Source organism: Streptomyces sp. NPDC006140, assembly GCF_040628815.1.
In the GTDB taxonomy this organism is placed as follows: domain Bacteria; phylum Actinomycetota; class Actinomycetes; order Streptomycetales; family Streptomycetaceae; genus Streptomyces.
The window spans coordinates 585,245-599,667 of the sequence record NZ_JBEXTS010000004.1 but is presented as its reverse complement, the minus strand read 5'-3'; the positions used below and the strand labels follow the sequence as shown (position 1 = coordinate 599,667).

Here is a 14,423-nt window from a genome sequence, read left to right as displayed (position 1 = left end):
CCGTACGGCTATGGGCAGGGCCCTGGGTTTGTGCCGTGACGCGGTCCGTCCCGAGTCTCAGCGTGCCGCCGCCGCGCGGCGCAGGACCTCGGAGGCGGCGCCACCGGTGCGCGGCGGCGGTGGCGGTGCCTCCGAGGTGTCGAACGGCTCCGGTGCCGAGCCCGAGTGAGGACGGCGTCCGCCCCGGCCCTCGCCGAGGACCTGCCAGCCGTCACGGGTCAGCGTGATGTACGCCCCGCAGCGCAGCCCGTGCAGGGTGCAGGCGTCGCGCAGCCCCCACATCCAGGCGCCGTCCTCCTCCGTCCAGCGGGCATCGCCTTCGCGGCAGTAGAGCAGCACCGCGGTCCGCACCGGTGTGCGGCGCCGCAGATCGTGCGGGATGACCCGGCGGAGCTGGGCCAGCAGCACGTTGCGGAACATCCAGCCGTCGGCCGGGGCCGGGCGGCGGACGAACGAGGCGCTCGCCCGCAGCCGCTCGTCCGGGTCGAGCACGGCGATGACAGCGGTCGCCGGCTGCGGATGGTGCCGGGCGTGGAGTCCACTGACCACCTCACGGGGGTTACGCAGCAGCGGGATCCCGGCGGCGGCCCATTCCGCGGGTTCGAGCATGCGGTTGGCGGAAGCGGCGGACGTCGACGCCGCTGCCGAGGCCGGAGCGAATCCGAAGGTCACGGTCCTCCCTTCGGCTACGCGCCCACACTGCGGGCGGGGTCGGATTCCTGGGAGCGCGCACCGCAGCGAAGCCCAGCCGGAGGAGCGGGCGTTCCGTGCGGGAGCGGACTTCAATTCTTCCTGTCGAACTTGAATGCGGCAACGAGCAATTGAGGCAGCCGACCGTTATCAGATGATGCGCGGCTAATATCCCCACCCCGTGCGCTGCCGGGCCACCCATGGGGCGTTCGAGCACGACACGTTCGTACGCCATGGGGGCGTGCGGCGTCCAGAGTCGTGCGCAAGCGGGCAGGCGGCCGGTGTCCCGTACCCGGCCCGGACTCTGTGCCCGGCAGGGCACCGGCGGGTGGGAGCGGGACGGTCGCTGGCCCGGCCATGCCGTCAGCCCTGGACGGCCAGCACCAGCGGCAACACCCCCTGCGCGCCGGAGCGTCGGAGCAGGCGGGCCGCGACCGCCAGGGTCCAGCCGGTCTCCGTGTAGTCGTCCACGAGGAGGACCGGCCCTCCGGACTCGGCGAGGGCGGATGCCAGGGCGGGCGGCACGACCAAGGCCCCGTCGAGCGCCTTGAGGCGCTGGGCGCTGTTGCTCCGGGAACCCGGGTGCGCGTCGCCCGTGTACTCGACGGTCCCCAGCAGCGGCAGCCGGCCGACGTCGGCGATGTGCGCCCCGAGGGATTGGATCAGGCGGGGCCGGCTGCGGGAGGCGACCGTGACGACGCCGACCGGGCGGGGCTGGGCGTCCGGTCCGCCCGCAGCCCAGCCTCCAGGGCCCTTGGCCCAGTCGGCCAGCACTTCCACGACGGCCTTCGCCACGTCGTCCGGCACGGATTCGTCGGGGGCCTGGGGGGCGAACATGGGCCGCAGCCGGTTGCCCCAGCCGATGTCCGACAGCCGCCCCAACGCGCGTCCCGGCGCAGCCTGTTCGCCGACCGGGATGCGTCCCTTGAGGTCCACTCCGATCGCCGGCAGACCGGTGGGCCACATCCGGCGGGGTTCCACCTCGACACCCGCCCGCCCCAAGTCCACGCGCGCGGCGTCGAGCGCCTCCGCGGAGGTGTCCGCCGCGAAGCGCGGACCCGCGCAGTTGTCGCAGCGACCGCACGGCTTGGCGGCCTCGTCGTCCAGCTGGCGCTGCAGGAACTCCATGCGGCAGTCCGTCGTCGACGCGTACGCGCGCATGGCCTGCTGCTCGGCCTCGCGCTGACGCGCCACCCAGGCGTACCGCTCGGCGTCGTACGTCCACGGTTGTCCGGTCGCGATCCAGCCGCCCTTGACCCGCCTGACCGCCCCGTCCACGTCGAGGACCTTGAGCATGGTCTCCAAGCGGGAGCGGCGCAGCTCCACGAGGGGCTCCAGGGCGGGCAGGGACAGGGGTTTCTCCGCGTGCGCGAGGATGTCCAGCGTGCGGCGCACCAGGTCTTCCGAGGGGAAGGCGAGCGACGCGAAGTACTTCCAGATCGCCTCGTCCTCCTTCCCCGGGAGCAGCAGTACCTCGGCGTGCTCCACACCCCGCCCCGCTCGGCCCACCTGCTGGTAGTAGGCGATGGGGGAGGAGGGCGAGCCGAGGTGCACCACGAATCCCAGGTCGGGCTTGTCGAAGCCCATGCCGAGCGCGGAGGTGGCGACCAGCGCCTTCACCTTGTTGGCGAGCAGGTCCTCCTCGGCCTGCTGGCGGTCGGCGTTCTCCGTCTTGCCCGTGTACGACGCGACCGTGTGCCCGCGCTGCCGGAGGAAGGCGGTGACCTCTTCGGCGGCGGCCACGGTGAGCGTGTAGATGATCCCGGAACCCGGCAGTTCGTCCAGGTGCTCGGCGAGCCAGGCCATCCGGTGGGCGGCGTCCGACAGCCGCAGCACGCTCAGACTCAGGCTGTCCCGGTCCAGCGGACCCCGCAGCACCAAGGCGTCCGAGCTGCCGCCGGTGCCGAGCTGCTCCGCGACGTCGGCCGTTACGCGCGCGTTGGCCGTGGCCGTGGTCGCGAGCACCGGCACACCGGGCGGGAGGTCGGCGAGCATCGTCCGCAGCCGGCGGTAGTCCGGCCGGAAGTCGTGGCCCCAGTCGGAGATGCAGTGGGCCTCGTCCACCACCAGGAGCCCGGTGGCGGCCGCGAGCCGGGGCAGCACCTCGTCCCGGAAGTCCGGGTTGTTGAGCCGCTCGGGGCTCACCAGCAGGACGTCGACCTGACCCGCGGCGATCTCGTCCTGGACGGCCTCCCACTCCTCGGTGTTGGAGGAGTTGATCGTCCGGGCGTGGATGCCGGCCCGTGCCGCTGCCTCGACCTGGTTCCGCATGAGCGCGAGCAGCGGGGACACGATCACGGTCGGACCGCTGCCCCGCGCCCGCAGCAGCGAGGTCGCCACGAAATACACCGCGGACTTGCCCCAGCCCGTGCGCTGGACGACCAGGGCACGGCGTCTGTCGGCGACCAGCGCCTCGATAGCCCGCCACTGGTCCTCGCGCAGCCGGGCCGCTCCCGAGACGTCCCCGACGAGACGGGCGAGGACCGCGTCGGCCGCCGCCCTGAGATCCGCGTTGCTCGTGTGCTCCATGCGTTCCATACAACAGGACGGCACTGACAGCCGGAGCGGTGGACCGTGCGATCGGATGCCGTTCCGACCTCGAGTGACGTGTCCCTGATCGGACTTATCCACAGGGCCAAGCGGAGGTTTGGATTCCGCGAGATCGTCTCCGCATGACGAATCACAGCGAAGCGACTGGATCCTCCGAAAACGGCGACATCACCGGGCCTGAGGCGCGGGGTGGGCATGAGAAAAGCGGACACGCGAGGCCGGGGAGCGACCCGGCCGGGCCGTACGCCCTCGGTCCCGCGTCCGACGGCCACGGCGGCGAGCACCAGGTCACCTTGCGCACCCCGGCCGAACTGGCCGACGCACTGCCGTATCTGCTCGGATACCGCCCCGAGGACAGCATCGTTCTGGTCGCCCTGCACGACAGGGACGGTCGAGGGCGGTTCGGGGGCCGGGCCCGGCTGGGCATCCCCGCGAACCCGGACGACTGGCCGTCCGCGGCCAGGCAACTGGCCCACGGCCTGGTGAAAGGCAGCGAGCGCCGAGGGGCCCGCCCCGAGTCGATGGTCGCCTTCCTGTGCCAGGAACCGGAGAAGGGCCAGTCCGGGCAGCAGGTGATGGAGCGGCTGAGGCCCCTGGCCCACAGGCTGCGCGTCGAGTGCGGATCTCTGGACGTTGTGGTGGTCGAGGCGTTGTGCATCTCGGAGGGCCGCTACTGGTCGTACTGCTGTGACAACGCGGCATGCTGCCCGCGTGAGGGAGCCCCCATGGGCCTGCCCGGTACGTCCGTGCTGGCCGCCGCGGCCACCTACGCAGGGATCCAGGTGCGCGGCACGCTGCGAGAGCTGCGGGCCCGGCTGCAGCCCTGGGAGAACGCCGCCGCCCTCCAGCAGGAAGCGGCCCTGGACACCGCCAGCATGGCGCTGGTCCCGAGGATCCTGGACGACGCGGGCCGCGCCGAGGTGGCCGACGAAACGCTGGAACTGGCCGGGAAGGCCCTGGACCGTTTCGCCGAGGCACAGCCCGTCTCAGGCGTGCTCCTGGCGGATATCCGCGACGACGAACTGCTCGGGCACGATGAGGCCGCCCGGTTGATCCTCGGCCTCCAGGACCGCGCGACCCGCGACCGAGCGGCCGAGTGGATGGAGGGCGACGAGGCCGCACGCGCCCTTCGCCTCTGGCGGACCCTGGCCCGCCGCTGCGTCGGGCCGTACGGCGAACACGCCGCCGCACCGCTCACCCTCGCCGGCTGGGTCGCCTGGTCCACCGGCGACGAACTGGAGGCCCGGGAAGCCCTCGCCATGGCCCTGGGTGCCGACCCGGACTACCTCTTCGCCCGGCTGCTGCACCAGGCCTGCAACGACGGACTCGACCCCGAGTCGATCCGCACGTGCCTGCGAGCGGAGCGGGAAGGCCGTGGGCGCGCGCTGACCGAGGGCTCGGAAGCGGGGGTGGACGGAACCGCATCGGGCTCGGGCGGCTCCGTCACTTGGGAGGACGGCTCGGTTGCTCGGGAGGACGGCGCCGAGGGTTGGGCGAACGGCGCCGATGCACGGCAGGACGGCACCGAGGCTCGGGCAATCAGCAGCGCCACCCGAGCGCTCGGCGCCGAACCTCGGGCGGGCGGCTCCGTCACTCGGGAGGACGACACCGAGGCTCGGACCACCGGCAGCGCCACACGAGTGCCCGGCACTGACACTTCACCGGTCGGCCCTGAGGCACAGGCAGACGGCGACCAAGTCGCCAGGCGCGGGACAGCCCTGCCCGAACTGGCGCCGCACCCCGAGCCGCGCACTGAGCCCCAGTCAGAGCCCTCACCCGCGGCGGTGCCCCCGCGCCGTCGACGCCGCCCCCGTCCCGCCGGTGCGTCCGGCGGTGCCCCTGCCCGTGCCCGGGCGGCAGGCCCTGACCCGAGCACGCGGCCGTCCCACCGGCGTACGCCGACGGGTACCGCGCGCCCTGCCGCTGCTGCGGAAGCGCAAACGCGCCCCGGGCGTGCCACGCAGGCGGGTTCGGCGGGATCCAAGAGTGCGCGCACAGGAGGTACGCGTGCGCGTGCGGCGCGCAAGGCGGCCATGCCCTGCGCAGACACCGGGCGGGAAGGTGGGCAGTCCGGCCGCAGCGCGGAGGGGGAGGAGTGAGTGTCCGCCTGGCGGCCGGGAGGCGCAGGGGGCAGGTGCACGGGCGTGACTCGGAGGACGTCCACGCCGTTCACCTGAGTGGCGGAACGGCTGGACGGGCCGTGACGCCGCACTGCCCCTGCCCCGTCGGAGCCCTCCGGCACCGGCGCCGAACTCGATCGAGGCGCACAGAGCGCAGAGGAAGCCTTCCCATGCAACAGCCGACTCCGCCCTCCGCCGCCGACGACCGCCGTTCCCCGGACGTACCCCCGCCGCCCCTCCGGCCAAGCCGTGACCTGACCGGGTCCGGCACTCCGCGGCCGGGGGACCAGGATGTCGCTCCGCGACCGGCGGCCCGGGTCGACGGTTTCGGTCCCAGGTTCCCTGGAGGCACCTCGCCGGCCGCACCTGTCTCGCCCGGCTCACCACCCTCGGGGCCGGCCCCACGACCGCCCGACCCGCCCGGCACGGACCGTCCGTCTGCCCGATGGGCGGCCCAGAGCCGTCGCCCCGGTCTTCCCCCTGGTCACGGCTCGGCCTCGCCGCCCCCTGCCCAGGGCAGGCCTCCATCGCCCCCGGGGCAGGCGCCCCCGCCCCGGGGTGCCACGATCCCCGGGCTGCGCTGGTCCGCCGACCTGCCGCCCGCCCACACCGTGCTGATCTGTGTCGCCCTTCCCGGCCTGGCCATCTCGACGGAGGAAGGGCAGATGACCGGCCGGGGTCTCGAAGGGTTCTATCGCGCCGGCCGACGGGTGCTCTCCCGGTGCGAGATCCGCGTGGCCGGGCGGGAACCCCTCGCAGTCCAGGCACGGATGGCCACGGCCGACTGCGCCAGGTTCGTGGGCACGCTCCGCACCTCCCCGCAGGCCGGTCCCGACCCGGACGTGCTCGTGGAACGGAACCGGTACGCGGACGGTACGGAGCGGATCACCCTGCACAGCGCGGCTCCCCGGCCGCTGCGCCTGCCGGTCGAGGTGTCCCTGGGCACGGACCTGGCCGACCTCGGGGCGATCGCCTCCGGCAGCGCGGGCCCCGAACTCCCCGCCAGCGTCCACGACTCCGGCCTGCGCTGGTCCTGCGCCACCGGCAACGCGTCCGTCACGGCCGCGCCGCCTCCCTCGGACGCCCTGGCCTCGGCCGGGCTGCTGCGGTGGGAGCTCGACCTGCCGCCGGGAGGGAGCAGAAGCGTCGAACTGAGGGTGCGGCCGGACGGAGCGGGTCCCCTGCGAGCCGTGGGCCGCGCGGCGACCAGCCCCCTCGCCGCGGCACGCGCGGAAGGCGACGATCCCAGAGTCCCCGCGCTGCTACGGACCAGCATTGAGGACCTCCAGGCCCTCTTGCTGCGCGACGCCGCCAACCCCGCCGATACCCACCTCGCCGCCGGGGCACCCTGGCGTTGCGGACTGGCCCCCGCCGACGCGCTCGTCGCCGCACGGATGGCCCTGCCCCTCGGCACCGGCCTCGCCGCGGGGACCCTGCGCATCCTCGCCCGGACCCAAATCACGGGAGGACCGCAGTCCGGGATGATCCCCGGCCCGAGACGGGACGCCGGGCCGCACCTTCCGCCCCACTGCACCGGCACCGAAGCCACGCTGCTCTTCCCGGCGCTGCTCGGAGAGGCCCGCCGCTGGGGCCTCTCCGAGCAGGAGACGGAGGAACTGCTGCCCGCCGCCGAGCGCTGCCTGACCTGGCTGCGGACCACCGCGGGTGACGACACCTACCTGCGCGACCCGCAACGCGGCGGGCCCGTCCGCTGCGAGACACAAGCCCACGCCCACCGCGCCGCCCTGCTCGGCGCCGATCTGCTGGACGCCTGCGGACGCACAGGGGCGACAGCGCTCCGGCAATGGGCGCAGGAATTACGGACCGCCTTCCGGAAGGATTTCTGGGTCGATGACCTCGGAGGCGGCCGGCCTGCCGTGGCCCGTGCCCCGGACGGCAGACCCGTACCCCACCTGGGCGCGGCCGCCGTGCACCTGCTCGACACCGGCTTGCTGGGCGGGGGCGCGTCGGCACCCGGTCTGCTCGACAAGGTTCAAACGGAGCACCTCGCCCGGCTGCTCGGCAGCCCGGTCATGGACTCGGGCTGGGGCATGCGCGGTCTGGGCGCGAAGGAAGCGGGATACAACCCGTTCGGCCACCGCGCCGGGGCCGTACGGGTCCAGGAGACGGCACTCGCCGTCGCCGGTCTGGCCGCCGCGGGCTACGAGAAGGAGGCGAGTTCGCTGCTGCGCGGCGTCCTCGCAGCCGCCGAGGCCTTCGGCCACCGCCTGCCCGAGATGTACGCGGGGGAACAGCGCACGGAGGGGAGCGCCCCTCTCCCGCACCCGGCGGCCTGCCGCCCGGCGGCCACGTCGGCGGCCGCCGGAGTCCTGCTGCTGACCACGCTTGCCGGCATCCGCCCCGACGCCCCGGCCGGGACGGTCACCCTGCGCCCCGTGCGCAGCGCCCCTCTGGGCGAGATCGGCCTCATGGGGCTGCGGGTGGCCGGGGCACCCTTCTCCGTGCGGGTCAGCCGACTCGGCCTCGCCATGGTCGAGGAGGCAGCCGACGGACTGCAACTGGGGGTGTGACCTGGTACGACCGACCACCGCCGGATGACCGGGCACAGACACCGCAGCCCGTACCGCACCGAAGTGGATCAGTAAGCGAAGCGACGCCGAAGGGAGTGTTTATCGTCAGGCAGACGACTATGATCGCGGCATGCCCTACGACCCGTCAGCCTTTCCGCCCTTCGCCGTCACCGTGGACCTGGTCGTGCTGACCGTGCGCCGCCATGCCCTGTGCGCGCTGGCGGTACGCAGGGGGGAACCGCCGTTCCAGGGGCGCTGGGCGCTCCCCGGTGGCTTCGTACGGGCCGATGAGGACTTGGCGCAGGCCGCGGCACGCGAGCTGGCCGAGGAGACCGGACTGCGTGTCCACGACCCGTCCGTCCCCGCGCAGGACAACGGCGCACATCTGGAGCAGCTCGCCACCTACGGCGACCCCAAGCGGGACCCCAGAATGCGGGTCGTCAGTGTCGCCCACCTCGCCCTCGCTCCCGACCTGCCCGCGCCCAGGGCAGGCGGCGACGCCAGCAACGCGCGCTGGGCCCCGGTCGAGGAACTGCTGCAGCAGGGCGGCTACGGGCGGGACGCCGAGCCGGTCGCGCCGCTCGCCTTCGACCACGCGCAGATCCTGGCCGACGGCGTGGAGCGCGCTCGTTCCAAGATCGAGTACTCGTCGCTGGCCACCGCCTTCTGCCCGCCCGAGTTCACCGTCGGAGAGCTGCGCCGCGTCTACGAGGCGGTCTGGGGCGTGGCGCTCGACCCGCGCAACTTCCATCGCAAGGTCACGGGCACCCCGGGCTTCCTCGTCCCCACCGGCGGGACGACCACACGCCAGGGCGGCCGCCCGGCGCAGCTCTTCCGTGCCGGTGGCGCGACTCTGCTCAACCCCCCGATGCTGCGCCCCGAGGTATGACCGGCGGCCCCAGCGAGGGCACGATCGTCGCCAGGTCCGGAACGCGATCGGCCCGCAGTTCCGGCAAGGCATCGTCGCTGTACCCGAGATAGGCCTTGGGGTGCCCGAAAAACCGGACATAGCGCGCTATCTTGCTTCGGGTGATCCAGGCCTTCGGATTGACCAGCAACCCCCGCAAAGAGCTTCCGCCCGCAGCCGACGACGTCTCCTTCGAGGCGCGAGCGGGCCGCGTCACCGCGCTGCTGGGGGCACCGGGCGCCGGCAAGACGACGGTCCTCAGACTCATGCTCGAACTCCAACAGGGCCGTGGCGTCACCTACTTCCGCGGCCGCCCCCTGCATCGCATCGCCCACCCCTCACGTGAGGTCGGCGTGCTGCTGGGCGACGTGCCCGGCCACCCGGCCCGCACCGTCCGGGGGCATCTGCGCATGCTGTGCGCCGCGGCGGGGGTGCCGGTCCGGCGTGCCGACGAAGTCCTGGAGACGGTCGGCCTGGTGAGCCTGCGCGACGAACGCCTCGGCACCCTCTCACGCGGCATGGACCGCCGCCTCGGCCTGGCCTGCGCCCTCCTGGCCGACCCGCACACCCTCGTCCTCGACGACCCTGCCGACGGGCTGTCCGGCCGCGAGGCCAACTGGTTGCACGGCGTGCTCCGTGCCCACGCAACCCACGGCGGCACGGTCCTGTTCACCACAGCCGACCCCAAGGAGGCCGCCCGCACCGCCGACCGGGTCGTCACGCTGGAGCAGGGCAGGCTCGTGGCCGACCAGGAGGCCGCCGAGTTCTCCCGCACCCGCCTGCGTCCCCGTGTCGCCGTCCGCAGCCCGCACGCGGCCCGCCTGGCGGCTCTCCTGGCCAAGCAGGCCCGCACCGCGCAGCGCTCCGTCGAAGTCGTGCGAGAGGGCGGCAACCGCCTCTCCGTGTACGGCAGTACGTGTGCGGACATCGGCGAGACCGCGTTCCGGAACGGCATCGTCGTCCATCAACTCGCCGAGGAAGTCGGAGACATGGGGCCCGGAGTGGGTGCCACTCCGGTGGGTGCGCCGGGCTCCGGCCGCCGCTTCGTCGATGCGGCGCAGGGAGAAGTGGATGACCGCTGCCGGGGCGGTGCATCGGGAAGGTACGCCGAGCAGGTGGAACACGCCGGGGTCGAGCCGGAGCGCGCCGGAGTCGGTCTGGGACGTGACGGGGGTGATCCAGGACGATCCGGTGTCGGACGTGACGGGGGTGATCCAGGACGACCCGGTGTCGGTCGGGAACGTGACGGGGCCGAGCAGGAGCGCGCCGATGTGGGGCCGGAGCACGCCACGGTCGGGCCAGAACGCACTCCTGACGCGCACTGGGCCATCGCTGCCCCCCGGGCCGGTGAGCCGGAACCGTCCCTCGGCACGCCTCTGCCGGCCGCCGCGACCCCCGGGACCGCGCCCGCCGAGCCGCGACCCACACTTGAGCCGCAACCAGCCACGGACACCCAGGGACGGGCCTCCGACGGATCGGCACCCTCTTCCGGTCAGGCGCAGCCTTCCACCGAGCCGCACGAGCGCTCCGACGTCCTCATGGCCGACGACCCGGGCAACGCCGCAGCCTCGCCGCAGAAGGCGACGGCCTCGACCTCACCGCCCCGTGCGCTCCGCCCCGCCCCTGCCCGCACGGCCCGCACGCTCGACGCTCTGCCTCCTCTGCCGCCCCCCATCTCCGTCCGCCCCGCCCCCAGCCCCCTGCGCCCCCTCCGCTACGAGATCCGCCGTGCCGCCGGGATCGGCACTGGCTTCCTCACCGGGGCCGTCGTGCTCGTCGTATCCGCCGTGACCGCCGTCGTGCTCGCCCGTATCGGGCACACCCCGCAGCCGCGCCTGCTGGCCGCGTGGCCGCGGGAACTGCCTCTGCCGCCCGCGGCGCTCGGCGCGGGACTGCTCGGCGCGCTGGCCTTCGGCGATGAATTCCGCCACCCCGCCCTGGCGGCGGACCGCGGCACCGTGCCCCGCCGGCTGGGGCTGCTCGCCGCGAAACTGCTCGTCGCCTCGGTCACCGCGCTGGTGCTGGCCGTCCTCACCGTCGGTTGCGACGCCGAAGTGCTCTATCTCGTCTACGGACGGGAACTCGCCCAGGTTCCCGCCGACTGGATCGCGCTGAGTGCGAGTTGGCTCGGGCTCGTGGTCGGCTGCGCCTGGGCGGGCGTACTGGCCGCAGGGGTCTTCCGGTCCACCACGGCCGGGCTCGCCGCGGTGGCCGCCGTACCCCTCCTCGTCGTACCCGTCGTGCACTGGCTCCTGGACGGACCGTCCGTACGGACCGCGGCCGGGCTTCCGACGCGGCTGCGAGAGGCTCTCCTGCCGAGGTGGCCCTTCGGGGGAGAGCGTTACCTGGAGACCGCGCTCAGGGTGATCTCCCAACCGGTCGGCGGCGCACTGACGTTGTCGCTGACCGCTCTGCTCTGCGCGTATCTGCTCACGACGATGCGGAGCAGATTCCGGTGACGACTGTCCGTAACGCTTCGTCCGGCCATGCGCACAACTCCCCGCAGAGCGCCCATTTCTTTCCGATAAGGCGTCAATTGCGACGGGGTGAGCGATCACCCTTTCGTGTGCTTTTCACCAAAGACCTCAAGGGAGTTGGAGACGGCGCCGACAAAGGATGCGTGAGTACCCTTGCGCACACCATGATGACCGCCGCCCGCTCCGCTGACTCCGGCCTCGCGAGCCCGGGCGAACTCGACCGCTACCCCTACGCCGAGGCGCCCGCCGTCGACCGTGTCGGGGCCCCTGCCTGGGACGGCGCGGACCCCGAGCTCGGCCGTGTGGGCCGACGAGCCGGGGGCAGCCGCGGACGCGGGCTGCACGGCCAACTCGTCCAGCAGCTCGGTCAGATGATCGTCTCCGGAGACCTGGGAGCCGACCGCCCACTGGTGCCCGAGGAGATCGGCCAGCGCTTCGAGGTCTCCCGCACCGTCGTCCGCGAGTCGCTCCGCGTCCTGGAAGCCAAGGGCCTGGTGAGCGCCCGCCCGAACGTCGGCACGCGCGTGCGCCCCGTCAGTGACTGGAACCTCCTCGACCCGGACATCATCGAGTGGCGGGCCTTCGGGCCGCAGCGCGACGACCAGCGCCGCGAGCTGAGCGAGCTGCGGTGGACGATCGAGCCGCTCGCCGCCCGCCTCGCCGCCGGGCACGGGCGCGAGGACATCCAGCAGCGTCTCGTGGACATGGTCGAGATCATGGGGCACGCGATGGCCCAGGGTGACGCGCTCACCTTCTCCCGTGCCGACTCCGAGTTCCACTCGCTGCTCATCCAGATCGCGGGCAACCGCATGCTGGAGCACCTCTCCGGGATCGTGTCCGCGGCCCTCCAGGTCTCGGGCGGCCCGGTTACAGGCTGTGACCGGCCGAACGAGGCGTCGCTGGCGCACCACGGCCGCATCTGTGACGCCCTCGCCACCGGTGACGGAGCCGCGGCCGAGGCGGCGATGCGCCAACTCCTCACGGTCCACCCCGAGGTGGAACGGGTGGTGCCCGCCCCGCGCGAGCACTGACCGCGTTCCGCGGGCGGCGCGGCCGGGTGTGCCACCCCCCTCCTGTGGCAGTGCCCGATCGGTGAACCGCCTCCCGTCGGACCCCGCGGGATCTTCGGTGATCCCGCGGGGTCCGACGGCGCGAACGGGCCGTGGCCGCCCTGGTGCGGTGCGCCACGCGCGCATCGTGGATCCACCGGAGCGGCCGGTCGTAACAGAGGTGACCGCCTCTGCCCGCGTCTGACCGTTTTTATTCGCTTACGGGGTGTGACTCGGGCCACGCAGATTGGGCGTAACGCTCGCGGGAAGAACGCGATGACCTAAGAGGTGACAGCCGCGGAGGGAATACGGACGCCGTTCATGGCGCTGTGCATCTTCCCGGCCCCCGCCCGCGCCGTCGGCCCATCCCCAAGCCGGCGGTCGGCTCCTGTCCCCTGTGGACGGTGCCGGAAGCCGTTTTCCAACGTTCCGAGAGGTTGTTCGTGTCGGCCAGCACATCCCGTACGCTCCCGCCGGAGATCGCCGAGTCCGTCTCTGTCATGGCGCTCATTGAGCGGGGAAAGGCTGAGGGGCAGATCGCCGGCGATGACGTGCGTCGGGCCTTCGAAGCTGACCAGATTCCGGCCACTCAGTGGAAGAACGTACTGCGCAGCCTCAACCAGATCCTCGAGGAAGAGGGTGTGACGCTGATGGTCAGTGCCGCAGAGCCCAAGCGCACCCGAAAGAGCGTCGCAGCGAAGAGTCCCGCCAAGCGCACCGCCACCAAGACGGTCGCGGCCAAGGCGGTGACCACCAGGAAGGCCACCGCCACCGCCACGCCGGCGGCACCCGCCGCCGAGCCCGCCGTCGAGGAAGAGGCGCCCGCCAAGAAGGCGGCAGCCAAGAAGACGACCGCCAAGAAGGCGGCCGCGAAGAAGACCGTCGCCAAGAAGACGGCGGCCAAGAAGACCAGCGCCAAGAAGGACGACGTCGAGCTCCTCGAGGAGGAGGTGCTCGAGGAAGCAGCCCCCGGCAAGGCCGGCGAGGAGCCCGAGGGCACCGAGGCCGCGGGCTTCGTGCTGTCCGACGAGGACGAGGACGACGCGCCCGCGCAGCAGGTCGCGGCCGCCGGTGCCACCGCGGACCCGGTCAAGGACTACCTCAAGCAGATCGGCAAGGTCCCCCTGCTCAACGCCGAGCAGGAGGTCGAGCTCGCCAAGCGCATCGAGGCGGGCCTGTTCGCCGAGGACAAGCTGGCCAACGCCGACAAGCTGGCGCCCAAGCTGAAGCGCGAGCTGGAGATCATCGCCGAGGACGGCCGCCGCGCCAAGAACCACCTGCTGGAGGCCAACCTCCGTCTGGTGGTCTCCCTGGCCAAGCGCTACACCGGCCGCGGCATGCTCTTCCTGGACCTGATCCAGGAGGGCAACCTCGGTCTGATCCGCGCGGTCGAGAAGTTCGACTACACCAAGGGCTACAAGTTCTCCACGTACGCCACCTGGTGGATCCGTCAGGCGATCACCCGCGCCATGGCCGACCAGGCCCGCACCATCCGTATCCCGGTGCACATGGTCGAGGTCATCAACAAGCTCGCGCGCGTGCAGCGCCAGATGCTCCAGGACCTGGGCCGCGAGCCCACCCCGGAGGAGCTGGCCAAGGAGCTCGACATGACCCCGGAGAAGGTCATCGAGGTCCAGAAGTACGGCCGCGAGCCCATCTCGCTGCACACCCCGCTCGGCGAGGACGGCGACAGCGAGTTCGGTGACCTCATCGAGGACTCCGAGGCGGTCGTCCCGGCCGACGCGGTCAGCTTCACGCTCCTCCAGGAGCAGTTGCACTCCGTCCTGGACACCTTGTCCGAGCGCGAGGCGGGCGTCGTCTCGATGCGCTTCGGTCTCACCGACGGTCAGCCGAAGACCCTCGACGAGATCGGCAAGGTGTACGGCGTCACGCGCGAGCGCATCCGCCAGATCGAGTCCAAGACCATGTCGAAGCTGCGCCACCCGTCGCGCTCGCAGGTGCTGCGCGACTACCTCGACTAGTCGAGGTAGTACGACGCGGAAGGCCCGGTTCCCCGAGGGGACCGGGCCTTCGTGCTGCCGTCTCTCCGCAGGTGCGGGGTGTCTCCGGGTGAATCACCCTGGGTGTCTCACCGACCC

At 72.8% G+C, this 14,423-nt stretch carries 8 protein-coding genes; 6 read left to right on the top strand and 2 right to left on the bottom strand.

The genetic code is table 11. The features are described from left to right. Window positions 1-57: 57 nt before the first annotated feature. Together ABZ386_RS15245 and ABZ386_RS15240 are read right to left on the bottom strand one after the other, a co-directional pair. Entirely contained in the window at window positions 58-672 is a 615-nt protein-coding gene (locus ABZ386_RS15245; protein WP_358964879.1) for a hypothetical protein, read from the bottom strand. 381 nt (window positions 673-1,053) lie between these two features. Further along, window positions 1,054-3,219 (bottom strand): RecQ family ATP-dependent DNA helicase, encoded by a 2,166-nt coding sequence (locus ABZ386_RS15240; RefSeq protein WP_358964878.1) that lies wholly within the window; start codon window positions 3,217-3,219, stop codon window positions 1,054-1,056. A gap of 143 nt (window positions 3,220-3,362) precedes the next feature. Here ABZ386_RS15240 and ABZ386_RS15235 point away from each other — a divergent pair, with 143 nt between their 5' ends. The 6 genes from ABZ386_RS15235 (at window position 3,363) to ABZ386_RS15210 (ending at window position 14,306) form a co-directional block, all read left to right on the top strand. Further along, window positions 3,363-5,339 carry a DUF4192 family protein gene (locus ABZ386_RS15235; RefSeq protein WP_358964877.1) on the top strand — a complete coding sequence of 659 codons (1,977 nt, stop codon included), beginning with the start codon at window positions 3,363-3,365 and terminating at the stop codon, window positions 5,337-5,339. Window positions 5,340-5,530: 191 nt separating this feature from the next. Beyond that, window positions 5,531-7,891, top strand: coding sequence for a glycogen debranching N-terminal domain-containing protein (locus tag ABZ386_RS15230; protein ID WP_358964876.1), 2,361 nt, complete (start codon window positions 5,531-5,533; stop codon window positions 7,889-7,891). A gap of 130 nt (window positions 7,892-8,021) precedes the next feature. Then, window positions 8,022-8,780, top strand: coding sequence for an NUDIX hydrolase (locus ABZ386_RS15225; RefSeq protein WP_031116901.1), 759 nt, complete (start codon window positions 8,022-8,024; stop codon window positions 8,778-8,780). Window positions 8,781-8,920: 140 nt separating this feature from the next. Further along, window positions 8,921-11,257 carry an ATP-binding cassette domain-containing protein gene (locus ABZ386_RS15220; protein WP_358964875.1) on the top strand — a complete coding sequence of 779 codons (2,337 nt, stop codon included), beginning with the start codon at window positions 8,921-8,923 and terminating at the stop codon, window positions 11,255-11,257. Window positions 11,258-11,418: 161 nt separating this feature from the next. After that, complete coding sequence (locus tag ABZ386_RS15215) at window positions 11,419-12,306, top strand: FadR/GntR family transcriptional regulator (RefSeq protein WP_358964874.1); 888 nt, start codon at window positions 11,419-11,421, stop codon at window positions 12,304-12,306. 461 nt (window positions 12,307-12,767) lie between these two features. Then, window positions 12,768-14,306 (top strand): RNA polymerase sigma factor, encoded by a 1,539-nt coding sequence (locus ABZ386_RS15210; protein WP_351347787.1) that lies wholly within the window; start codon window positions 12,768-12,770, stop codon window positions 14,304-14,306. The last annotated feature ends 117 nt before the right edge of the window (window positions 14,307-14,423 follow it).